General features: G+C 38.8%; 14 protein-coding genes and 1 pseudogene. 7 read left to right on the forward strand and 8 right to left on the reverse strand.

All coding sequences use genetic code 11. The annotated features are described in order from the left end of the window. Positions 1–77 precede the first annotated feature (77 nt). On the forward strand, positions 78–1,271 hold the full coding sequence (locus tag H6G28_RS14750; RefSeq protein ID WP_190594575.1) for a 4-hydroxy-3-methylbut-2-enyl diphosphate reductase: 1,194 nt from the start codon (positions 78–80) through the stop codon (positions 1,269–1,271). 158 nt (positions 1,272–1,429) lie between these two features. On the opposite strand, the gene H6G28_RS14755 is transcribed toward H6G28_RS14750, so the two are convergent. The 3 genes from H6G28_RS14755 to H6G28_RS14765 all read right to left on the reverse strand — a co-directional run bounded on the left by H6G28_RS14755 (position 1,430) and on the right by H6G28_RS14765 (position 4,637). Continuing rightward, positions 1,430–1,792: a phage tail protein gene (locus H6G28_RS14755; RefSeq protein WP_190594576.1), complete on the reverse strand. Its 363-nt coding sequence runs from the start codon at positions 1,790–1,792 to the stop codon at positions 1,430–1,432. 249 nt (positions 1,793–2,041) lie between these two features. After that, the gene (locus H6G28_RS14760; RefSeq protein WP_190671649.1) at positions 2,042–4,228 is read right to left on the reverse strand and encodes a DEAD/DEAH box helicase; all 2,187 of its coding nucleotides are present in this window, start codon (positions 4,226–4,228) and stop codon (positions 2,042–2,044) included. A 157-nt stretch (positions 4,229–4,385) separates the two neighbouring features. Beyond that, complete coding sequence (locus tag H6G28_RS14765) at positions 4,386–4,637, reverse strand: type II toxin-antitoxin system HicB family antitoxin (RefSeq protein WP_242049275.1); 252 nt, start codon at positions 4,635–4,637, stop codon at positions 4,386–4,388. 304 nt (positions 4,638–4,941) lie between these two features. On the opposite strand from H6G28_RS14765, the gene H6G28_RS14770 reads away from it, so the two are divergent. After that, positions 4,942–5,412, forward strand: coding sequence for a hypothetical protein (locus H6G28_RS14770; RefSeq protein ID WP_190594578.1), 471 nt, complete (start codon positions 4,942–4,944; stop codon positions 5,410–5,412). 902 nt (positions 5,413–6,314) lie between these two features. Here the strand turns inward: H6G28_RS14770 and H6G28_RS14775 are convergent. The 3 genes from H6G28_RS14775 to H6G28_RS14785 all read right to left on the reverse strand — a co-directional run bounded on the left by H6G28_RS14775 (position 6,315) and on the right by H6G28_RS14785 (position 11,147). After that, positions 6,315–8,792 (reverse strand): DUF3987 domain-containing protein, encoded by a 2,478-nt coding sequence (locus H6G28_RS14775; RefSeq protein ID WP_190671651.1) that lies wholly within the window; start codon positions 8,790–8,792, stop codon positions 6,315–6,317. Positions 8,793–9,602: 810 nt separating this feature from the next. After that, on the reverse strand, positions 9,603–10,511 hold the full coding sequence (locus H6G28_RS14780) for a hypothetical protein (protein WP_190671653.1): 909 nt from the start codon (positions 10,509–10,511) through the stop codon (positions 9,603–9,605). Positions 10,512–10,880: 369 nt separating this feature from the next. Continuing rightward, the gene (locus H6G28_RS14785; RefSeq protein ID WP_190671654.1) at positions 10,881–11,147 is read right to left on the reverse strand and encodes a hypothetical protein; all 267 of its coding nucleotides are present in this window, start codon (positions 11,145–11,147) and stop codon (positions 10,881–10,883) included. 17 nt (positions 11,148–11,164) lie between these two features. Here H6G28_RS14785 and H6G28_RS14790 point away from each other — a divergent pair, with 17 nt between their 5' ends. The 3 genes from H6G28_RS14790 (at position 11,165) to H6G28_RS14800 (ending at position 14,266) form a co-directional block, all read left to right on the forward strand. After that, positions 11,165–11,500, forward strand: a complete 336-nt coding sequence (locus H6G28_RS14790; RefSeq protein WP_242054582.1) for an alpha/beta fold hydrolase — start codon at positions 11,165–11,167, stop codon at positions 11,498–11,500. 5 nt (positions 11,501–11,505) lie between these two features. Then, positions 11,506–13,143 (forward strand): alpha/beta hydrolase, encoded by a 1,638-nt coding sequence (locus H6G28_RS14795; protein WP_190671655.1) that lies wholly within the window; start codon positions 11,506–11,508, stop codon positions 13,141–13,143. Positions 13,144–13,363: 220 nt separating this feature from the next. After that, positions 13,364–14,266, forward strand: a complete 903-nt coding sequence (locus H6G28_RS14800; protein WP_190671657.1) for a DUF3267 domain-containing protein — start codon at positions 13,364–13,366, stop codon at positions 14,264–14,266. 112 nt (positions 14,267–14,378) lie between these two features. On the opposite strand, the pseudogene H6G28_RS37785 reads toward H6G28_RS14800, so the two are convergent. Both H6G28_RS37785 and H6G28_RS14810 read right to left on the reverse strand, forming a co-directional pair. After that, positions 14,379–14,534, reverse strand: a pseudogene (locus tag H6G28_RS37785) (DUF1206 domain-containing protein); the annotation flags it as partial. A 395-nt stretch (positions 14,535–14,929) separates the two neighbouring features. Continuing rightward, a complete protein-coding gene (locus tag H6G28_RS14810; protein ID WP_190671745.1) occupies positions 14,930–17,521 on the reverse strand; it encodes a chloride channel protein in 2,592 nt (863 codons plus the stop codon). 1,326 nt (positions 17,522–18,847) lie between these two features. Between H6G28_RS14810 and H6G28_RS14815 the strand changes: the two genes are divergently transcribed. Both H6G28_RS14815 and H6G28_RS14820 read left to right on the forward strand, forming a co-directional pair. Then, on the forward strand, positions 18,848–21,100 hold the full coding sequence (locus H6G28_RS14815) for a cytochrome c family protein (protein WP_190671658.1): 2,253 nt from the start codon (positions 18,848–18,850) through the stop codon (positions 21,098–21,100). Between the two features lie 148 nt (positions 21,101–21,248). Next, the gene (locus H6G28_RS14820) at positions 21,249–23,750 is read left to right on the forward strand and encodes a beta strand repeat-containing protein (protein WP_190671660.1); all 2,502 of its coding nucleotides are present in this window, start codon (positions 21,249–21,251) and stop codon (positions 23,748–23,750) included. The last annotated feature ends 2 nt before the right edge of the window (positions 23,751–23,752 follow it).

Here is a 23,752-nt window from a genome sequence, read left to right on the forward strand (position 1 = left end):
TAGACTTTACACTTCATACTTCTAAATTTGGTCTTCACGCGCGAAAATCAGAAGGAGGAGACACCACAGAGTTAAACATGGATACAAAAGCTTTTAAACGTTCACTCCAACATTCAGAAAATTACAATCGCAAGGGGTTTGGCCATCAAGCCGAAGTCACAACCCAGTTGCAATCTGAGTATCACAGCAGTTTGATTCAAGAAATCCGCGATCGCAATTACAGTCTGCAACGGGGTGATGTTACCATCCGGTTAGCCCAAGCTTTTGGGTTTTGCTGGGGTGTAGAACGCGCTGTTGCAATGGCTTACGAAACTCGTCAGCACTTCCCCACCGAACGTATATGGATTACTAACGAAATTATCCATAATCCTTCTGTGAATCAGCGAATGCAGGAAATGGAAGTAAAATTCATTCCTGTAGAAACAGGCAAAAAAGACTTTTCGGTGGTGGACAACAACGATGTAGTTATCCTACCTGCATTTGGAGCCAGCGTTCAAGAAATGCAGATATTACACGATAAAGGCTGCAAAATAGTTGATACAACTTGTCCTTGGGTATCTAAAGTTTGGAATACCGTGGAAAAGCATAAAAAAATCGATTACACCTCCATTATTCACGGTAAATATAAACATGAAGAAACAGTTGCAACTAGTTCCTTTGCTGGCAAATATTTAATTGTCCTAAATTTAAAAGAAGCACAATATGTTGCTGACTACATTTTAAATGGTGGTAATCGAGAAGAATTTTTGCAAAAATTTGCTAAAGCTTGTTCTGCTGGTTTTGACCCAGATCAAGATTTAGAACGGGTGGGGATTGCTAACCAAACTACTATGTTAAAAGGGGAAACTGAGCAGCTTGGTAAATTGTTTGAACGGACGATGATGCAGAAATATGGCCCCGACCAGTTAAACGAGCATTTTCAAAGCTTTAATACCATCTGTGATGCTACCCAAGAACGACAAGATGCCATGTTGGAATTAGTACAACATGAATTAGATTTAATGGTGGTAATTGGTGGGTTTAACTCATCAAATACTACGCAATTACAACAAATTGCCTTTGAAAAGGGTATTCCTTCTTACCATATTGATTCCGTAGAACGAATTAAATCTGGTGACGCTATTGAACATCGCCAGTTAAATGGAGAATTAGCGATCGCCGAAAATTGGCTACCAGCAGGTAAAATCGTCGTCGGTGTGACTTCTGGCGCATCCACCCCCGATAAAGTCGTTGAAGATGTAATCGAAAAGATTTTCAGCCTCAAAGCTTAAAATTGTTGGACTGACTGTTGAGAATGGGTGTAGGGGTTTTGAAAACCTACACCCTGCTTACTGAGCGCAGCGCCGCCCTGAGCCTGTCGTTCGCGTAGCGTCTCCGGCAGGAGAAGGGTCGAAGTACACCCCTATACCCCTAAACCCTTCTTCAATACCTATCTTGTATTTTCATCTACACTGTTGGCGCTGCGTTTAGCTGTATCAGGATAAACTGAACCCCATTGTTTAACAGCCTCTGCTGATTCTTTCGCAATTCTTTCAGCGCGTTTACCAGGGTCATTTTCAGTTTGACGAGCTTCTCTGTTCCACTCACCAGTAGTTTTTGGTCTATCAGCCTTATCCTGATGTACAACTCTATCAAGCTCTCTAGTGACAGCTTTGGTGTTACCACGCTCAATATTAGCGTTTGTCGTCAAGACTAAAAATCCTACTAATACTACAGCGACAAACTGCTTTACCTGAAATTGATTTAACAGGGAATTAATACGAGAAAATACCTGAGAAATTAAATGTATCATGACCGGACTGTACTCCATTATCTTGAGGTTTTTGGAGTTAATTGGCTGACTTTAAATATAAGTTAGTGATGAAATTGAGCTAAAATCTCACCTATTTTGAAACCAATCAACTTTATCCAAGACATATCAAGACTATCTGTAACAAAGGTAAAGATTCCTCTAGCAGAAGTCAGAGCTTGATTTCTAGGAGAGTATATTTAATGTTTTACAGTCCGACATCTGAATTGTTTTATTTAAAAAACATCTATCTTAAGTGCGATCGCATTCCGTAACTTGCCAAAGAGCAACTTGCTGTCTGAGTTCTTCTATATCTAAATAATCATAAGCGAAAGCTTTGCGTAATAAAGCATGGGGAATAAATTCATCATATTTTTGCATTTCTGGAGCTTCGGCTGTACTGATTAAATCTTCGGCGGAAATTCTTTGCTCACACAAAGAAGCAATTTCTGATTGCAGATATTTCAGCTTACCTTTGCCTAATTTCAAAATCATATAATAAGGGTTCATTCCACCCATACTACTAATTTCTAAAGATTCTCGACAAAAAGCATTCAGAAATCTTTCTAAAGTGCGATAAGCTACTGTTCCCATCCAAGGGAAAATACAACATTTATTTTTATCTAATGGCAATATATAAGATTTCGCTAATCCAGCAGACTGAAATAATTCTCTAACTGTTTTTAGGCGTTGTTGAGCATTTTTTTGTAAATAGCTATATTCAACATCTTCTATTAAAACCTGTCGCATTCGTTGTAAAATTTTAGTATGAATAGTACCGCCACCACCACGCCAATAAACAGTCGCTTTACCATCTACCTGTTTAGCTAAAACTAACTTTTTTTTAAAATCAACTTCTAAAACTTCCCAAGTGCGACCAGCTAAACCAAATTGATTCCCCACAGGTGGCGGTGTCACAATACTACCAATTTCTGTTGTGCCTTGCTTTACGGTATATTCTTGATTGTCAGCAAACACAGCATAAAATTGAAATCTTCCGACTATCTTTTCCCCAGTCAAACCGATAATTAATTTACCTTGCTCAGTTTGTTGAATATGACCAATATCAATTAAATAACGTAACAACAATTTAAAATCGGCTGGAGAAATTGCCGCAAAAGGTGGCATATTTAAAACTTGTTTAGCTAAATTCGCTGGGGATAATTCTCCTGCCGCTAATAAAATACTCATTGTCTGATGATAAAGCAAACTCAAAGGATATTTTGGCGGCTTTATCGGCTCAATCCAGCGTTCCTCTAAATACAGTTGAATAATGGCAATACACTGTAAAAGTTGCCAGGGAATTTGCTCAGGCAGATATGCTTCCGATAAAGGTTCATCTTCAGCACAAACAAAGCGCATATCCGCCGTTTCACCTCTTCTTCCAACCCGTCCCAACCTTTGTAAAAAACTAGCTACAGACAAAGGTGATTCTAACTGAATGACTCGCTCTAAATTACCAATATCGATACCTAATTCTAAGGTAAGTGTTGCCGCAGTTACAGCAGGGTAATGGGGTTCTTGCATAGCTTTTTCCGCAGCTTGGCGCAAACTAGCTGAGATACTCCCGTGATGGACATGATAAATATCTGCTTGTGCTTGTGCTTGAGCAATTTGCCGCAGGGAAGCAATTACAGATTCAGTTTGAGTGCGGTTATTCGCAAATATCAGACATTTTTTATTTTGGCTAAGATTAAAAAGATAATTATCATATATTTCCGATGAATTAATATCATCACGAATATAAAAATGTTCGACAGCCAGTTTAATTTGACGTTTACCAGCTTCAATTTTAGGAGTAATTACTTGTTTATCAGTTCCCGAACGTAGCCATTCTTCCGCCATTGAATAATCACCAAGAGTAGCTGATAAACCAATACGCCTGGGTTGTGATTGAATTGCATTGGCTAAACGCTGCAATTGACAAATAATCTGACAACCACGTTCCGAACCCATAAAGGCATGAATTTCATCAATGATGACAAATTTTAAATCTCCAAACAAACGCACTAAATCATGATGTTTATTTATTAATAAACTCTCTAAAGATTCTGGCGTAATTTGAAGAATGCCTTGAGGCTTTTTTAAAAGCTGATTTTTGCGACTTTGAGCCACATCACCATGCCAATGATAAACAGGAATATCTGCTGTTTTAAGTAAGCCATTGAGGCGTTCAAATTGGTCATTAATTAAAGCTTTGATTGGGCCGATATATAATGCACCAATTGTATTAGTAGGATAATTATGTAATACAGTTAAAACTGGTAGAAATGCTGCTTCTGTTTTTCCGGCCGCCGTGGCTGCTGCTACTAACAAATGAGCATCAGTGTCAAAAATCACTTCACAAGCAGCAATTTGCACTGGTCGTAATTCAGTCCAGTTGTGATGGTAGATATATTCTTGAATGAAGGGTGCAAGTCGGTTAAAGGCATTAGTCATGGTGAGTGTTCAGGCTGAAAATCATACTATCTTTTAGCACAGAACACCCACTCTGTTGAAATTAAGAGAAATTTAGATATTGAACAAGTGTTAAACTGATGCACTTAATAAAAACAGAATATACTGATTTAAACTGACATTTTCTTGTTCAGATGCTTCAGCTAAACTGACGATGTAGAGATTTTGGCATTCTCAGAAGTAGCTTACCACTGTATTTATCATCAGTGATAGGTAAAGGGATTTCGTCTCCAGCTTCATAAGCCGTTTCAATCCATAATTCTCTGGCTTCATTAATATTTTCCATCGTTTCTTCTATTGTTTCACCTTGGCTGAGACATCCAGGTAAATCTTTAATTTGAGCAACATATCCTCCTTCAGAGTCAGGATAAAGTATGATGGAATACTTCAAATTCAAATAGTACTCTAAAAAAGGCGCAAATCCTCAAACGTGACCTCTGGTGGTCGGTTGAGAAATTGCTTAATCAATTTTTTTAACTTGCTTATTGAGCAATAGTAATATATATAGTATCATAACTCATTTTTGATTTTTTAACGAATTGCCAAAAACAAAAAGGAAGATAAGAATAATTATTTAGTTCGATTTTAGAGAGTTTTAATACTAGTAAATAAGGGGATAAAATTTAATTTATTTAAATTAATATAAGTTTTTCAAATATCGCTATTATAAACATATTATTTTGGTTAACTCAAACATGAAATTAAATATTGAACAAAAGCTTTGGAATCTAGGTAAAGAGAATGAATCATATACAAAAGAAGATTTTTATGAAATTATCGATGCTCTATTGGATGATTTTCAGGAGTTTATGGGTCATAATTTTAAACGCGATACAGAAATTTATTTAGATACGAAAAAACTGCATTCTCCTTCATTTTGTCGATGGATGTGGACAATGGAAACAGAAAAATCTCCCCTATCTACAGTTTGGTTAGCTGTGATAGGCGGTGATATGGTTGGTACTGAAAATGGAGACAATGTTTTTCATGTTAGCCTGACGCTATTTTTGTTTGACGCTATTAGTAAAAAGCGCCTGTGTCTTACAACAGGTGAAAGTGTCATTGAGTTTGTTTTTGAAAGACAATCTAATAGTCGTGGATGTTGGCGTAGTTTTGGGTGGTGTAAAGATGAATGGGGAGAGTGGGAAGATATTAAATATGAATAGTGTATTTATCAATCTATAGACTTTCCTAGTCTAATGAAGTAGACTACATTAAATAAAGCTGTCTAACTACTTATTGTCCTGTCAAAAAGTAGAAACGCTTAGTTTTTAGCTCTCCTGTCGGCGTAATAATAGGGTGGAAAAAACTAATTGGAGACTGCTGTTAGAGTTATTTATCTGCACTGAACGCCTAGGGGCAATACTTTAAGATTTTTGAGATTCCATAAGCTAATTGACTGGGGTAAAAACCTTTGCCTGACATTTTTACCCCAGTTGTTTCCCCAAAATAACCCCAAAAATGGTTGAAGGCTTTGAAAATTAAACCTTGAACGCTAAACAAAAAAGGGCTTGAAAGCCCCATAACCTTGATATTCTTAAAAGGCGACACCCGGATTTGAACCGGGGGATAAAGGTTTTGCAGACCTCATAAAATAACGCATTTATGAAGTTTTTAAGCATTATCATCAAGTTTTACCCCAGTTTTACCCCAGAATAGTATTCAGTCAACAAACCTACATAAGTGCAATAGTTCGCTAGATACAGTAATAAATATTTACCTAGATGAAAATATTGTGCCGCTTTTAATAAACTTGCTCGATAACGTAAAGATGGAAGTTGGTAATTTGGTAACAAATTACATTAGATTCTTTAGCTCAGGAAGCTTCTAGACTGGTAACAAACTTATTAACTATTTGGTAACAGGCTTTTCTGCAACTTAATACATCCTTTGATATTTGGTTATTTGAAAGGAAAGAGATCGACGGTAACAGAATACTCATGATTGTAAAATCTTTGTTACCGTCATTAGATACCCTTCCGCTAAGGCATTCAAGCCTTACATTGCTATTTGTTACCAGCCTGTTAACACTTTTGTTACCAAGCTTCAAAGCTATTGCACAAAGCAGTTAGAGTACATTGTTACCAGTATTACCAGAGTCATCTTTGATTCTGATTTGGTAAGCTCTACCAGACTGTTGATTATCAACTGCATAACCCAAATCGATAACCTGTCTCATGAATGCTCTAGCCATATCAGCACTTAGTTTCTCACGGCTCGATGACCAATGAGTAACTTTCCTTGCAGTAATCCAGCCCGTTCCTCTAAACCGTTCTACAAATCGGGTAATTTTTGATGAATCTGGATGACTAGTTATGCCAGAGTCAGCATAAATCAGACGAGCTTGACCAATCAACCAATTTGTAAATGATATCGCTGCCTCCAATATCTCGCTTGGCACGATAGGTTCCGGTATTCGATCATCAACAATGGCATTTACACAATGGATTATCAGAGCAATCCTAGCTGCTCTCTCTTTAGATTTTGGATAAATAGCTCTCAATGCAGGATTTGGTTCAGAAACTTTCTGCTTTTCACACCAACAATGCCATTCTTTCCAAACTTGTTGCCCACGTTGATTCAGTTTGTAAGTCTTAGGCGGCAAGTTTTCTAAGTTCTTGTAAAGTGTTTGAAGCAATATTGAGAGGTTATGGGTTGTATCACCACCAGGTGGTGGCATTTCGGTTAATGGTACCTGAATCCACATATATCTAGGCCAAAAACCGTCATCTTCCTTCAAGTTACCCATCTGTTTTTGTAAAACACAGGGTTGAATTGTTCCTACCACGCTTACAGATGTACGAGGTACCGACACTCTAGGGCCAGTTTTGCGGTTAATCTTAATAGCTTTACCGTCATAAGCAGATAGCCATTTTTGACGATCATTACCTTTGCCTTGAGGACGATATTGATTAAACCCAGCAAATAATCCTGCTAATTCATCAACATCAAAAATAATTCCTCGATTTGGTTGTTTGCTTAAATAATCAGCGATCGCCTCTAAAGTTGCATCTTGAAGGTAATACTCTCGCGGAGTTGGTTCAGTAGGTATATTTTCTCTCTCATCTTTGGAGAGTTTTTGCCATTGGTCTAATTCCTGGTTATAAGCCTCTTCCGCATCTGCCTGTAACTCCTCCAGCGGATTCAGTATGCTATTGAAAATCGGTGATTTTGTAGTCCCTGTTTCACCAACCAAACCCATCCACAGAATTGCAGGTGGACAGAAGTTTGTAGCAGCATCAATTTCGATATAAGTATTAACCCTTAATAAAGAACCTGCAACAGGTAAGAAAACTCCAATAAAAGTTTCGAGCGGAACATTGAATCGTTTGGCTAAGCACGTTAATGGAATCGTCAGGTGAGAAGAAAGTAATGATTGAACAGGTGCAGGTTCCTCAGTGATTTCAAGAAGTTGTTGAACCTCTTGAGCCAATTCCTCTATATCTTCAGATTGTTCAAGACATGATGATAAAGACTTTTGATCATCCTTGCTCTCGCTTCTATTAATACTAAATGGAGATTGCCAACCATTCTGTTTAGCGAATAATCCTAATGTGCCTAACCCAATACCCTTACCAGATTTAAAAGACTGCCAATGCGCTGCACAAGCATTTCCCTCATAGTTCGTAGCACCTCGACTCCAGTTATCCCACTCAGGTAACAATTCTTGGCTAACAGAGTGTAAAGCCATTCCAACCTTAATCCAGATATCGTAGTTTTCGGTTGAAGGAATAGCATTGAGGTAAGATAAAGCCCATTGCTTGTCAGTCCATGTTCGTACACTATTTAAAGTCTTAGATTTTGACTGAGTAAGTTGATGCGGAGATGTATTCTCCAGCATTTGCTCAATTATCCATAAAGGAGCTTCTGCAATCTCACATTCCGCAGGTGACTGTCCCGGAAACCATTGATAGGCTCCTGTAACAGGATGATACCCAACAACAACAGACTGACAACCATCCCAACGGAGTTCCAGTTGTTCAGGCTTGCCATCTTCTCCTTTGGTGTCTGGTTTGATTTTTTTGGTGGCGATCGCTCCCCAGTACTTTTCTGGTACTCGATAAATAGCCTGATAGCGTCCTTCTCTACCTGATGTTAAGGTAACTGTTTGAGGTAATGCCGCTTCAACAGACTGTTGTGAAAGTTTCTGAATTAGGTCGTCACAACTTGCTCCATCATGATCAACAAACACTAACCCGTTTGATGGAGTTCCACAAAGAACGCCAACTGCACACCACCGAGAAACAGGCGTATTAATGATTTTGCCATCCTGTTTCTTCATTTTTAGGCATTGGAATTCTCCAGTTTCGACTGCTGCTTCAAAATCATGTAGTTCCAAAGGAGTATTTTGCCAGTTATTTCCCAATGGAGCTTTATGATTCCCCACTGCAACCAGTGCCCAATCTTTAGGTATTGATTGCAATTCCTGAAGAAGTAGCTTAGGCGTTATTGTGTTAATGCTGTTAGAATCTTGAGCAGAAGAATTTTTTTTTATTTGGCGATCGCTGTTACTAGCAGCGATCACTTCTTTCTGTATTTCATCCATTGTCAATTCCTCTTTTTGTCATTGCTATTAGGCGGTTTAATCAAATAGTATTGAAACTGCCATTCCAACGCAGTTTCCTTGTTAGTGAGCATAAAAATCACCTTTTATTTTTTCGAGTTGTTTGGACTTCTAAACTTGTCAAATAGCGGACAATTTCTTTCTGGTGTGCGTCTGGATTGTGCTTATTGGCCAGCCAATTAAGGCAAAGTTCTAAGTTGTAACGAATTGTTCTAGAATTCTCTCGAACATAATGAATTCCTTCAATCCATTCACCACGTTGCCGTATTGATTTAAGAGTATGTGAACTATACCCAATTTTTTGTGCTAGGAAATGTTTGTTACAGAACGAGAAAGACATACAACTCCTTCAGATTTGCAGACATAGTTAACTATCCTGAGAATTAGTGGATTTTGAATGGCTTTTCGACACTAATATCAGAGGAATTTTCAATCTGAAAATTTTAATGAAGCTCTACAGAATGCCTACTCAGAAAAGTGTTAAGAGATATTTGCCATTATTATGACAACCTCTTCAAACCTTAGAGAAATAACTGTTTAACTTCGCTTACTAAAATAAGCTCAAAAATCTCTAATCTTGGATAAGTGCTATCAAATAAAGTTTTGTAAAGCTAAAATTCAAATCATAATTACTCTTCTCAAATGATTGGAGAAGTTGATTTCACTATAATTAGCCAAATGCAGGCTCCAACTGATTTGCTAAATATCTAAATCCGTTAACCAAATCATGTTAAATTTGGTAAAGTTTTGGACAAAATGCTAATGTCCAAAAGCTTTAATTTTTATTAAATATTAATTACAATGAACAAACTGCTGTAGAACTGACCTGGCTTCTTGTAGAGAACTTTCAGAAAAGTACGCTCTTAATTCTTCAATCAATGGTTCTTTAATTAATCCCTTTTTTGTAAGTATATATCTTTCGCCATTTTTCCAAACTTCAGATTTTAAAGTTTTTCCACTACTATTTCGATTTTTACAATTTTCCACTGCTAATAAATCAAAATCATTGTGTGCGGTTTGCAATGCTTTCAAATTTTGTTGAATAACTGGATCTACTTGGGACTTGATACATAAAAATTTTATAATTTCCTCTTTCAACTTATATCTATGAATAATTGGATTTGTTAAGAGTTTATTTATGTTATCTGATTTACCCCGTGCAGCTTCATAAACTTGCCCATAAATTTTAGAACGTTCATTAATATTAATTTCATAGTACTTTGCGGTATGTCGTTTAATCTGTTCAGTAGCTTGATTATCTAAAAAATCGAAGAATAATTTTATATCTTCGTTAAAAGGAAAGTTAGGCATTTCTGCAATAAGATAGGGAAATCCAGCTTCAATTAGATTCCATTCCTTCAAAATGCGTTCTGTTTCAAAGGTATAAATGTGTACGTCATTTCTGCTAATACATTTTTTATCAAAAGCATCCTTAAAAATATCTTTTATGTTAAAACTACGTTCTTCTATATTTTCTTTTAAGAATAAAAGACAAAAACATTCAGCAATTTGTCCATAAAAGCAACGCATCTTCCACCATAAAAATTGCAAATCCTCAGTTTTACATAGCGATTTCAGAACTGAATCATCTGGTAAGTTTACGATATAAGCTCCAATCTTTAGTATTTTCTCAGTTTTGCTTAATTTAGAATTGATATCTAAATAACTTTGATGCTCTGTATCAGTACAAATGTATTCCATTGGTAGACAAAAGTATTGTTTAGTTAGCACCTCCATTATGAAGGAATAAATTGTATGGGATTGTTTATAGCGACTTCATCACTCACCGTTCGCTAAATTGAGGATGAGTTTGATGAAATAAGGGAGAGAATGCAGACAGGCGATCGTTTGGTGAGCGATCGCAGTCTTATCGGATGTGCATTCAAACTTAGATGTGTTTCAGCTTAGGGAATTGCATGAAAATAAAGTACCAGTAAACCGAGTTTCGACTCCGCTCAACTCTCGATCTTTGAGGGTTGAGCGAAGCGATGCACTGAGCTTGTCGAAGTGTCGAAACCCGGCTGGTTGGGACACTATTAACCCGCAGATCCCTTATACCTTTTTAGTTTATTAAAGTTGAATTACTCCACCTTGGGGTTTGGATAGTGCTTTTAGTTCTTCCCAACAGTAATGACGGGGTAATTCAACAGGCTTGTGATCTGCACCTAATCCCAAGCCAGTGGTTGGCTGAAGTTCTTCAATAAATTCCTCTGCGTATTCTGCTAATTTATTACCTGCGAATGAGCCAGTAATTGCACCTGCAACACCACCAATTGCTGCACCTACCTTACCAGCAATTGAGCGACCGATCGCAGCTCCAGCTACACCACCACCCACAGTTCTGGTAGATGAGAGTGGGGGTAAATACTAACTTAAAGCAAATTTCACCTGCGGCTAGTCAAGCTCTTTTAAAATCAACTAGCTCTGCACCTAAAGCAACTGCTAGTCAGCGACTAGCTTTGATGAGAGAATTTGATATTGATGAGAAAAAATTATCTCAAATTACTCAACCTGTCTTACTCATTGCTGGTAAAAATGATCGACTTTTGCCATCAGAAGCCGAAGCACAACGTTTAAGTAGTATTTTTCCTAATTCTCAATTAATAACTCTACCTCATAGTGGTCATGCCTGTTTAGTTGAAAAGGATGTAAATCTTTATCAAATTCTCTTGTCAGCTAATTTTATTTAAAGTGTATGCAACATCTGATAGGTAAACAAATGATTTTGCTCAAAAGAGCTTGGAATATTTTTAGTATAAGTTTATTATCCACACTCACCGCTTATCCCGCGTTAGGTGCTGAAAGAATAAAATTTAACTATGGTCTTTTAGAAGAGTCTATACCCATTAGTTCATTAGAAAGCTATGTAAAAACAGGTAAAGTAGACGAAAGTTTAGCTTCATACAGCAGATATGTAGGCAAAAAGCAACTAACTCAACTGCGAAAAGCTTTAATCACTCCTATTCCTTTGAGTCAAATAGAAGTTTCACAGTTTTTATATACACCTATTGGGGAAAGATTATTAGAAAAATTAGGAAAAGTTATTCAGACAGAATCTAACTTATCAGGATTCTATGCAATTCGCGCTGCATTGATTTTATCTGCAACAAACAAACAGAATTTTACACTTTTAAATGTATTACAAAAATTCCCTGCAAGTGCAATTTCTATTAATTTAAATCAGAGTTTAGAAATTGTAGACGCTTTACAAGATTTAGTTAATCAAACTCAAAATGCAGTCGCTCTTGTTAACCAACAGTCTCAGCAACAGCTAATAAATACTTCTACTCTTAAAGTTGCACCATTGCAGGACTTGAGAAAACCTGGAAGCTTTAGGTTTATAAAACAAACTATTTTACTTAATGATTTATCGCGTCTTAGACAATTTCCGGCTGATATTTATCTACCAATCACTCAAAATCCTCGTCCCGTAATTTTCATCTCACACGGACTTGGCTCTGATAGAACCAGTTTTGCATATCTAGCAGAACATTTAGCTTCTTATGGTTTTGTGGTTGCTGTTCCTGAACATCCTGGTAGTAATTCAAAACAACTACAAGCTTTATTATCAGGTACGGCAGATAGAGTTACTAATCCTAGAGAATTTATTGATAGACCTTTAGACATTAAATTCTTACTTGATGAATTGACTCGTTTATCAAAAAATAATCCAAAATTTCAAGGACGTTTAAATTTAGAGCAAGTTGGTGTAATTGGACAATCATTTGGTGGATATACGGCATTAGCTTTAGTAGGTGCAGAAATTAATTTTAAAAAATTAAATAGCGATTGCCCCGCGTTAGAAGATACATTAAATGTTTCGCTTTTACTGCAATGTTTGGCAGTCAATTTACCTCATACTGAATACAATTTATCTGACAGTAGAATAAAAGCGGCGATTGCAATTAATCCAGTTGATAGTAGTATTTTTGGCCAAGCTAGTCTCAGCAAGATTAAAATTCCGTTGATGATTGTGTCTGGTAGTGCTGATACAGTTGCTCCGGCTTTGCCAGAACAAATTCAGCCTTTTACTTGGTTAACAACACCAAACAAATATTTAGCACTTATCAATGGTGGTACACATTTTTCTACAATTTCCGAATCATCCAATGCAGTTGTACCTGTCCCTACAGCAATCATCGGTTCTAGTCCAGCTTTAGCACAACGCTATATTCAAGCTTTGAGTGTTGCTTTTTTGGAAACTTATGCTGTTGACCAAGCGAATTTTCTTCCATATTTGAGTACAGATTACATTAATAATATTAGTCGGCAACCACTCCCATTAAGTTTAATCAAATCTCTAACATCTGAAGAATTACAAAAGGCAATTTAATCAAAATTATCGTAGGGTGCGTTAGGCGCATATTGGGAGCCAAATAATCACCATAACTATGTAAAATCGGCTAACGCACCATCATAATCTGGCGGTGCGTTAGGCTGAAGCTATAACACACCCTACCTAAGATTTACTTTATAAATCATCTCTGAGTGTGATGCAAAAAAAGCTAAGTATTATTAACCTAAAAATTACAGGTTAATAATTGGGATCAATTATGAGTATATTAACTCGCAATCAGCCAATCTATGTGTTTCGGCTCACTCCAGAAATATCATTGATTTGGACTACTTTAGGTTCGTTGCTTTTAATATTGGCGGCGGCTGGTGCGAGTTGGTATTACGCTATTATTCATCAACAATCTGTGATTTTTAGTGTAGAAGGTTCTGATGGAGGTATTTGGCCAGTAATATTGGCTTTTGTGGGTGTACTTGCTATTATCTTTGGAACTATTTTCGTTCATGAATTAGTGCATGGAATTGCTTTTGCTGCTTTTGGTGGTTCGCCACGTTATGGATTGAAAGTTAAGTATTTATTACCCCTTGCTTATGCCACTTCACCGGGTAACTTGTTTCACCGTAATGCTTTTATTGTGATTGGTTTAGCACCATTGATAGTTATTGATGTTGTATGTTTGCTATTGTTAGCAATTTTCCCGCAAGCATCTTGGTTGATTTGGGTAATTGCATTTAATACAGGGGGTGCAGTTGGCGATATCTGGATAGCAGTACAGTTATTACGTTGTCCGCAGTCGATTCAAGTTGAAGATAGGGAAGAAGGGGTGGCGATTTATGCGCCTCCTAGTGTAACTCGCCAAGAGATACCTTTTGCTAAGGATAAATCTAGACCGCATTCAAGTTTAAAATCTTTATTAAAAATTGCCTTTATGACTTTGGCTTTAGTACTAATTTCTAGTTTTTTACTAATACCAATTTTTAAAATATTAGAAATTCCTTCATTTATTATTGGTAATAATACTTTCTGGATTTTGCGCTGGATGAATAATCCTACCGGATTTGGTTTAGAGTTTAATTTGATAGCGTTTATAATGCTATTTTCGATGTTATTGTTACTAGGTTTTTTAACTAAAGTTGTAAATTTAAACTTTCCAGCAAAATAAAGCTAAAAACTAGATAATTTTTGACTTTATTTTGCCCTTATACCCTTGTTTAAACCCTTAATTTTTCGTCTCCGTAGTTAGTTCTATGAATATAGCTTCTTTTTTTACTAATTTATAAATTATTAATATGGCGATAACGAGCCTCAATGACGGAATAGATGCCATAAGCAATCAAACCTAAAGCCACTATACCTAAAATCCAAGGGACAAAGGGTTGCTGTGCTAAGGATGTCAATGCACCACCTAATCCTCTAGCTTGAGTGCCATCCAAAGATAGGTTATCTCCTGATTCGTCAAGGAAAACAAGGTCTTCTGCCAGTATCCCATGAAGTTGAAGCCAGAATTGTAATCTTAATAATTGAACCCTTTCTGTATCTTTTTCCGAGGCGTGCAATGTTTTTTTAAGGCTGATTTCTATCCTCTCTAGCATTCGGTGCATCGTAGATATCCCAATTGTTATTCCTGTTTTTTCTTTGAGTTCTGCACGAATTTCTTACAAAGTGGCATCATTCTTTTTCTCAACTATTTCTTCGAGAAGTTTAAGTTGCTCTTCATTCAGCTTTAGAGAAGTTTGTTTTGTTCTAACTTTCGGAGCAATATTCTCGGTTTCTCGATATTGTTTGAGTCATTTTTGAATAAAACTTGGAGCTATATTTGTATATTTTACGTTTTGACCATAATGACTGTGCAATTACTATTCCGCGCAATCTTTTCGGGAATATTTCCTTGAATTGCTTGTTGTAATAAACTTTCACGACTAGCACCTAAAATAATCACATCGGTGTTGTCTTGTGCAGCACACTCAATGACAGCCTCAGAAACAGAATTGGACTGGACTGAAGTAGCGAGTACTTTACCATTAACTCGGTGTTGGAGAAAATGAAGGGATTTTTCTAATAATCTTGTGTCAGGTGTGAAATTACTCGGCTGAAAAACTTGACACAGCTTGATTTTAGGGGATGAACTTAAGGAACTCAAGGCAGGTAATAATTTAATTGCTTGGCGAGAGTTAGGCCCACCGGCAATTGGCAATAACCAACGGTCAAAGGCTTTTTTGTCATCTAACTTAGCTAAGACAACATCACAAGGAGCTTGTCGAATTATGGTATCTACTATTCGGCTGAAAACTCTACCAGGCGTTGATGTAGTGCCTTTCCAACCCATTAATACTAAATCAATATGTCGCTCTTTGACAGTTTCCAAAATTGCTTCAGCAACATTATGAGCAACTCGTATCTGGGTATGAATAGGAATACGCTGTTTTTGACCTAATAATATTGCTTCTTCCAGAAGACGGTGACTTTTGGTAGTGTCTACTGGTGTTTCTGATGGGATACGCCTTGGTGAGACAATAATTACTTGTAAGCATTCTATTTCATAGTTGCGTTGTTTAGCGATCGCAACTGCCATTTCTAATAAAGTCTTGGCTGTCTGTGGATGTGAAAGCGGTACTAGTAGTCTGCCTTTGCCTGTAGCCGGAGTGCGAGTTTGATAAACTACATAAGAAGGCGCTGATTTTGGTTCTATCGCTTGAATCTGGCCACTTAACCTCTCTGCTTCTACACGGATAATATCACTACGAGTAATAATTCCTACTAGTTTTCTGCCTTCGGTTACAGGTAAGCAGCTGAGATTATGACGATTAAGTATATGCAAAACATAGGCTAGTGTGGCTGTAGGGCTAACAGTCACTGGCTCTGGTGTCATGATATCGCTGATAGTTGTATTTCCCTTTATCTGTTGCGAAGCGTTGGTAACTAAATCTTTCTGAGTGATAATACCTACAACTTTACCATTATCTAAAATCGGGAAATTGCGATGGTGAGACTGAGAAAATGCTTGCACTGCTTCATCAATACTCATCTGGCTAGAGAGAGTTTCAACACGTCTTTGCATGACCTCTGCGGCGCTGAGTTGTGCTAACAGCCCATCGGTAGTTGGCTCTTTTTGAATGTGAATGCCTTTTCTTTCGAGTAAAAGGTCATAGAGCGACCTGTGATCAATTTTTTCCGCTACTAAATAGGCAACTACAGATACAATCATCAAAGGTAGCACCAGATTGAAATCTGTCGTCATCTCAAACACAATGATCACTGCTGTAATCGGTACTTTAGAGACAGCACTGAAAAATGCCGCCATCCCTACATGAGCATAGGTTGTTGCTGCACTCATCCCCAAGCAACTTTGTTCGGCAGTACCAACCAAATAACCAAGAGCCGAGCCTAAAACTAAAGTGGGAACAAGTAAACCCCCAGGCGCTCCAGAGCCATAAGTTAAAAGAATCAGGGTAAACTGGACTAAAAGAGCGATCGCGGCAAATAACCAATGAGCATCACCCATCAATATAATTTCTCTTAGCCCAGCATTATTACGAAAAGTTACAGGCAACAAAGCGATCGCAATTCCACTAACCAACCCCACAATTCCAATTCGCCAAGGTAAACTTAGGTGTAGTAAACGCTGATTCATCTCCAAACTAGCAATCACACCTTTATTAAACAAAATCCCTAATAATCCTGCCAATCCACCCAAAATCAAGTAAAAAGGGATTTCCTGAGCAAAGAAAGTCGTATGCCCAAATACTAAATTTATCTGACTCAAATCAAAGCTGTGACTACCATAAAGGCGAGAAATCACGGAAGCGATAAACGAAGCCAAAATAGCTGTGCCAAGAGTAATACCTGACACATCTTGAAGTAACTCTTCTACAACAAACAATACACCAGCGATCGGTGCATTAAAAGCAGCCGCTAATCCAGCCCCTGCACCTGCGGCAATCAGTTGACGGCGATGCTCAGGAGAAGTCGGAACCCAATTACTCAGTTGATTTGCCAAAGCTGCCCCAATCTGTACAGTTGGCCCTTCTCGTCCCAACGGCATCCCAGAACCCAGCACCAATGTAGCACTAAGCAACTTGACCAAAGCAATCCGCAGATTTAACGGCATCGGTACACGAGCCAACACCGCTTTTACCTCAGACATTCCACTTCCAGATGCTTCCGGTGCAAAACGCTCAACTAACCAACCAGCTAAAAGACCTCCGACTAACCCAATCCCCGGTAGCACCAAATAAGCAGGCCATAAGTAAGAAACATGGACTCGCCACGCCCCTGCCCAGTCCACAGCTTGTCCTAACAAAACTGCCGCTAGACCCGAAACTAAACCAATCAAGCAAGCTTCAGCAAACGCCAAGCGCCGAGGTTGGAGCATTTGTCGGGAAAGCCTCAACCAGAGAATTTTACCTCTGACGAACATATTCCTAGCAATCACTTGTCATCAGTGAAAGTCTGTAAATATCTGAAGTTTTTTACAGTGTATCTCATCAAGAACTACTTCCAAGAAAATGAAATTTAAATGAAATTATTGTCTACCAAAAGATAGACATACAAAACAGCAACTTTTTATTAAAGTCAATCAATTTACATGCTACAAAAATGAAATTTAAATGAAATCCTTTTCTGCCGAAAGATAGATATATGAAACTGTAAGATTTTATTAACACCTATCAATGCAACTGCTGCAAAAAATGAAATTTAAATGAAATGATTTTCCGCCTACAGATAGGCATATAAAAACGCAACTTTTTATTAACATCCGTCAATGAAACTGCTGCAAAAATGAAATTTAAATGAAATAACTTTCTACTCAAAAATCAGATATATTATTAAAAACTGATTGAGATGCCAGACTAATTGACTACTAGCTAAAAGGTGGTGTCACAAGTTGACCCCAGTATTCCAATTGCCCAAGTATATATAAACAGCCAAAACCTTAATATTATTGAATTGTCGTGCCAGGATAAAGCTATGGCTGGCACAAATTGTACTTTTAATTAAACCAACATCTCTGATTTGTTCAGCAGTTTTTCTAGCATCAACAGCAGATATACATTCTCTAAAAGTATTGCTATACAAGGTGTTTGTTCTTGCGTTAACTCTGGATAACTAACCAGAAAGTTGGTGAATACTCATTATGTCTGACGCTAATATCAACGCCAGATATTGATAGCTAACCAGAATATTAGTAGCCAGCATTTCAGAAAAAAAAGGTGATTGCTTATTATCTAGCCATCACCTTTAACTTAGTTAATGCGAGCCTTAATTATGGCATAAAAGACAAAGAATAATATAGAATGTCAAAATCTAATAAATAAAAAATTTACAAGCGATTAAATTTATATTCTCTTAAGATTATAAGTTGCTTAATGTTATCATCGCTCGCTAGAACAAAAGTGAAAAACATAAGTTAACGCTCGGTTAATACGCATACCTTTTAGTAAAATCTCCATCTTGCTGCCTTATCCTATCTTGGGCAACTTTATTCACGTCTCTATCAGTAAATTTTTCCAGAGTATATGAAGCGATTATTAAATTATTAGTAAAGACATGCAGAATTTACTAGTTACATACTGTATCTTTTATTTATGTTGAAATAGTGTATGTTTCTGATAGGGCAGCAGTACAAATCATCACCTAGTTGATGATTGACACCCTTGTAACAAACAACTTTCCTATGAAAATCTAGAAACTTATGAGAGAGCGAAACATCATGAGGTTTACGCGTAAGCGTAGGCTTCCAACTTTGTTATTAATAGTATGCTGTTCATTTGCCCTGGCCATATCTTCGGCAGCACTCTTCCCAGAAGTCGGTTTGGCAGGTATTTTCTCCTCTGCTCCCATTGGTAGTAATGTCCCAGACGATGCGACGTTATTAGCTCAAAGACAAACTGAGTTAGGCAATGGAATCAATAACGTATTTGATGTAGCAGAACCAGCACCAGGAATCGCATTTACTCCAGCAGAACGTGTTCCCCGACAAAAATTTGGTGCGGTTGGAGCCTTCCCACTGGGATTGAAAGACCTTGATGCCTTGGTTTATCCTTCTGCAACTCGCACACAAAAAGAGGCCTTGGTAGAAGGAATACAATTCTTTACAACACCCCACCTTGCAGTAGAAGGTGCAGGGCCAATTGCTAACCAACAAATGTGTTTAGGTTGTCACTTGAGTTCTGCTGAAGCTACTCCTAACAGCCGAGTTGTACGTGACGTTTCTAACGTATCTAGAGCTGGACGCGCGACACCAACAAACTTTAAGTTTACAGCCCTTGATCCTGCTACTGGCGGTGGAAGAGCAGCTGATAACCTTGATGCCATCAATAACACTGGAAGGACAGCCGCCTTTACAACCTTCGGTGACTATAATCCCTCACAGAATATCTTTGATCCTCTTGATGGAGTTGCCAGGGGCGGACTTTCACCACGCCTCGGCGGCTTTGTTCAACACACTCGTTTTTCCCTTCCTGAGTGTTTGCCTGAGCGCATTCCAACAATTGCTGAAGACCCAAACTTACCCAATGTTGATCCATTAACAAAACTTAGCTCTCTAGGTTTCCGAAGAGGTGTTGTAGAGTTCGCTGGGCCTCCATATATTGGTCGTGGTTTGATGGAAGCTATTCCGACAAACGACATCCGGCGCTTTGAAGATGAAGGTTCTGATAGTCAAAGTATCCCCTCATCTCTCAACAATGCAGGTATCTTTGCTTGTACAGGCGATTGTATTACTGGTAAAACCAACACTATTCCTACCCCAAATGGCACTACGATCGCTGCTGGTTCAGGCTTTTCCGGTGGTGTAGGACGCTTTGGGTTGCGGGCTAATGGTGTAGAAATCCTTCAGTTTGTTGCCGGTGGTTTGCAAGGGGAAGTTGGGTTTACAAGTATTCTCAACCGTAATGAACCAACAGACTCTCCTACCAACGCTGGTCGTCCAGGTTGTGTTGACCCATACCCCAACACCTTAGAATCACACCTCAGTGTGCCACTCAGCGAACGGAACTTTCTGCGGATGACAGCTCCTCCCGAATTTGGTGACACACTATTGGCAGTGTTGAATAATCCTACACGTTCTCGTTCTCCACAAGGCCCTGAAGGTCAAGTTAAGCGCGGTGCAGAGCTTTTTGGGATTGATTTAGTAGCTTTCTCTAACCGGATGATTCCAGGCCGCTTTCCCGCAGGTGGTGACGGTCGTGATCCTAATGCTATTAACCGTACAGATTCTATGGTGAGCTGTGCCAGCTGCCATATCCCTGTTCAAAGAACCGGTCAGTCACCAGCAGCCACAACCAGAGATGGTGCGATCGTTGCTCAACATTTGAGCTATAAGTGGGCTCCTATTTTCTCTGACCTACTTCTGCACAACGTACCTCAAATTGATGCAGAACGCTGGGCTTCCTTACCTCGTGAGCCGTTAGTTGTTAACAGAACATATCAACCAACTCTTTCTAGAGAACAAGGTGCTAGTACTGCTGTAGGTCGTTCCTTTGCTACCTTTGATATTCCGCGTAACTTAGCTGGCGACGTATTTGCCAATGGTCAAGCTGCTGCGTTTGGTGATGAGTTCCGCACTGCACCCCTGATGGGCTTGGGTAGAATGGGCGCTCCATTCTTACATGATGCTCGTGTGTACTTAAGCCGACTCACAGTTAACAGCAATCCTGCTGGTACTGTATTCACTAACAGTCAAGTTACCAATGCACCATTAGTTGTACGTACTTTAGATGACGCTATTCGTGCAGCTATTGAGTTACATGATTTACCAGCCCCCGATGATAGTCGGACACCTACCAACCTCCCTGGAGCAGGATGTCCAGCACCACTAGGGGGAGCCATTGGCAACATTTCTTATGGCTCTTCACCAGCAGACGTGATTTGTCCTCCTTACAATAGCGAAGTTTCTAGAACCCATCGCAGTGATGCAAAGGAAGTCATTCGTCGCTATCGTTCTTTGAGTCCTGCTGACCAACAAGCCATGATTGAATTCCTCAAAGAGTTATAACTTGACGACTACTAAATATTCCTAGCTCTCAAGGAATTTCATCATTGTTCATTTTGATAGTTAGAGGAGAGATGAGCAATGCTCACCTCTCCTTTTTTGTATTACACGGAATTTTCAGGTAAATCATCGATTTATTTAGGTAAAAGTTATGGCGAATATAAATGGTACAAGCGGAAATGATAACCTCATTGGCACAGCTGGCGATGATATTATTAGAGGCTTTGCTGGGAATGATACTTTATTGGGCAATGGTGGCAACGACATTCTAGATGGTGGTGCTGGAAATGATAGCCTCAATGCAGCCACTGGTTTTGTCAGTTCCACAGGAAACAGTATCCTCAGAGGTGGAACAGGAGATGATTTTTTAGATATTACCCGTTCTTCTGGAAATAACCTTTTAGAAGGGGGTGATGATAATGACACTCTACTAGCTCTATTTTCTGAAGGCAATAACCTTATTAGTGGTGGAGCAGGTGATGACATAATTGATATCAGTACCTCCACAGGTAATAATCTTGTGGAAGGTGGCGATGGCAATGATGAGATTTATGCTGAACGTGTAGCCGGAAATAACAGCCTTTATGGTGACGCAGGGGATGACACCTTCTATCTGAGCAACATTGTGCCACAAGAACCCAGTCCTGCCACTATAGCGACGCAAACAGTCGATGGTGGAGACGGGGAAGATTATCTTTTTGTTGATTACAGTGATGCTGATGCAGCAATATCTTCAACCTTCAATAGTGCCACCAACACTGGCACCATCACAGCCGGAAGCAATCAAGTCAGTTACAGCAACATCGAACGTTTGAGCTTGATTGGTACGGAGTTTGATGATTTTATTACCATTAGTAATGCACGTTTAGATGACAGCATTGATGTGAGCGATGGAGACAACAACATCGCTGGTGAAGGTGGAAATGATGTCATACTAGCTTCCTTTACAACTGGGAATAATACCATCAGTGGCGGAGAAGGTGATGACATCATTGATATTAGTACCTCCACAGGTAATAATCTTGTGGAAGGTGGCGATGGCAATGATGAGATTTATGCTGAACGTGTCGCCGGAAATAACAGCCTCTATGGTGGTGCAGGGGATGACACCTTTTATCTGAGCAACATTGTGCCACAAGAACCCAGTCCTGCCACTATAGCGACGCAAACAGTCGATGGTGGAGACGGGGAAGATTATCTTTTTGTTGATTACAGCGATGCTGATGCACCTATCTCATCCACATACAATACTTCAAACAACAGTGGCAGAATTACCGCAGGTACAAATCGGATTCGCTACAGTAACATCGAAAGTCTAAATATTATTGGCACAAGCTACAGTGATAATATTGTTGGTAGCAATGGCAATGATGCACTTTTTGGTGGTAGTGGTGGTAACGATCGAATCAGTGGCGGTGCTGGTAACGATACATTGAATGTTGACTATTCGACCGGGAATAATCTGCTAAAAGGTGATGTAGGAAATGATACGCTTTCTGCTATTGGTGCTTCTGGTGATAACACCTTAGATGGTGGTGCTGGTGATGATAGGCTAATTGCGGATGATTCCATAGGCGATAACTTGCTAAATAGTTTTAGTGGTAATGATTATCTTTCTGTGGTTGGTTCGTCTGGAAATAACACCCTCAATGGTGGTGCTGGTGACGATACATTAGTTGCAGATGATTCCACAGGCGATAACTCACTCAATGGCGGCAGTAATGATGATTATCTGTTTGCGGTTGGTTCGTCTGGAAATAACACCCTTAATGGTGATACGGGTAACGATATATTAGTTGTGGATGATTCCACAGGCGATAACTTACTCAATGGTGGCAGTGGTGATGATTATCTGTCTGCGGTTGGTTCGTCTGGAAATAACACCCTCAATGGTGGTGCTGGCAGAAACACATTAATTGTCGATAATTCTACAGGCAATAACCTGTTAAATGGTGATAACGCTGATGAGTATCTGTCTGCTGTTAATTCATCTGGGAATAATACCCTTATCGGTAGAAATGGTCACGATATATTAATTGTGGATGATTCTACAGGTGATAACCTGCTGAGTGGTGACAATGGTAATGATTATCTATCTGCTGTTAATTCATTTGGAAATAACATCCTCAATGGAGGCAATGGTAACGACACATTAACTGTGCAGAATTCTAGTGGCACTAATGTACTGAATGGTGGCAGTGGTAATGATAATCTTTCGGCAATGGGTGCTTTAGGGAATAACACTCTCGATGGTGGTACTGGTAACGATATCCTAATCGGTGGTAGTGGAAATGATGTTTTAATTGGTGGCACAGGTAACGACCTGATCACAGGCGGTAGTGGTGCAGATACCTTTGTCTTTAATCGTTTTAATGAAGGTATTGATACGATTACTGACTTCAGTATTAGTAATGACATCATCCGGATATCTGCGGCTGGTTTTGGTGGTGGTTTATTAGCTGGGGCGCTGTCGATTAGTCAGTTTACTTTAGGAACTTCTGCAACCACGACTGATCAAAGATTCATCTATAACAACATTACTGGTGCGTTGTACTTTGACCAAGATGGTAATGCTGGTGGATTTAGACAGGTGCAACTTGCACAACTGTCTAGTTCACCTGCGTTGAATGTCAGCAATTTTGTGATTGTTTAAAG

It is taken from the genome of Nostoc sp. FACHB-190 (assembly GCF_014696905.1).
GTDB lineage: Bacteria > Cyanobacteriota > Cyanobacteriia > Cyanobacteriales > Nostocaceae > Nostoc_B.

Coding starts and splice junctions, on each gene's coding strand:
- H6G28_RS14795 (WP_190671655.1), top strand. CDS start 11,506: ATGCAACATCTGATAGGTAAACAAATGATTTTGCTCAAAAGAGCTTGG.
- H6G28_RS14755 (WP_190594576.1), bottom strand. CDS start 1,792: ATGATACATTTAATTTCTCAGGTATTTTCTCGTATTAATTCCCTGTTA.
- H6G28_RS14770 (WP_190594578.1), top strand. CDS start 4,942: ATGAAATTAAATATTGAACAAAAGCTTTGGAATCTAGGTAAAGAGAAT.
- H6G28_RS14800 (WP_190671657.1), top strand. CDS start 13,364: ATGAGTATATTAACTCGCAATCAGCCAATCTATGTGTTTCGGCTCACT.
- H6G28_RS14760 (WP_190671649.1), bottom strand. CDS start 4,228: ATGACTAATGCCTTTAACCGACTTGCACCCTTCATTCAAGAATATATC.
- H6G28_RS14750 (WP_190594575.1), top strand. CDS start 78: ATGGATACAAAAGCTTTTAAACGTTCACTCCAACATTCAGAAAATTAC.
- H6G28_RS14820 (WP_190671660.1), top strand. CDS start 21,249: ATGGCGAATATAAATGGTACAAGCGGAAATGATAACCTCATTGGCACA.
- H6G28_RS14810 (WP_190671745.1), bottom strand. CDS start 17,521: ATGTTCGTCAGAGGTAAAATTCTCTGGTTGAGGCTTTCCCGACAAATG.
- H6G28_RS14780 (WP_190671653.1), bottom strand. CDS start 10,511: ATGGAATACATTTGTACTGATACAGAGCATCAAAGTTATTTAGATATC.
- H6G28_RS14775 (WP_190671651.1), bottom strand. CDS start 8,792: ATGGATGAAATACAGAAAGAAGTGATCGCTGCTAGTAACAGCGATCGC.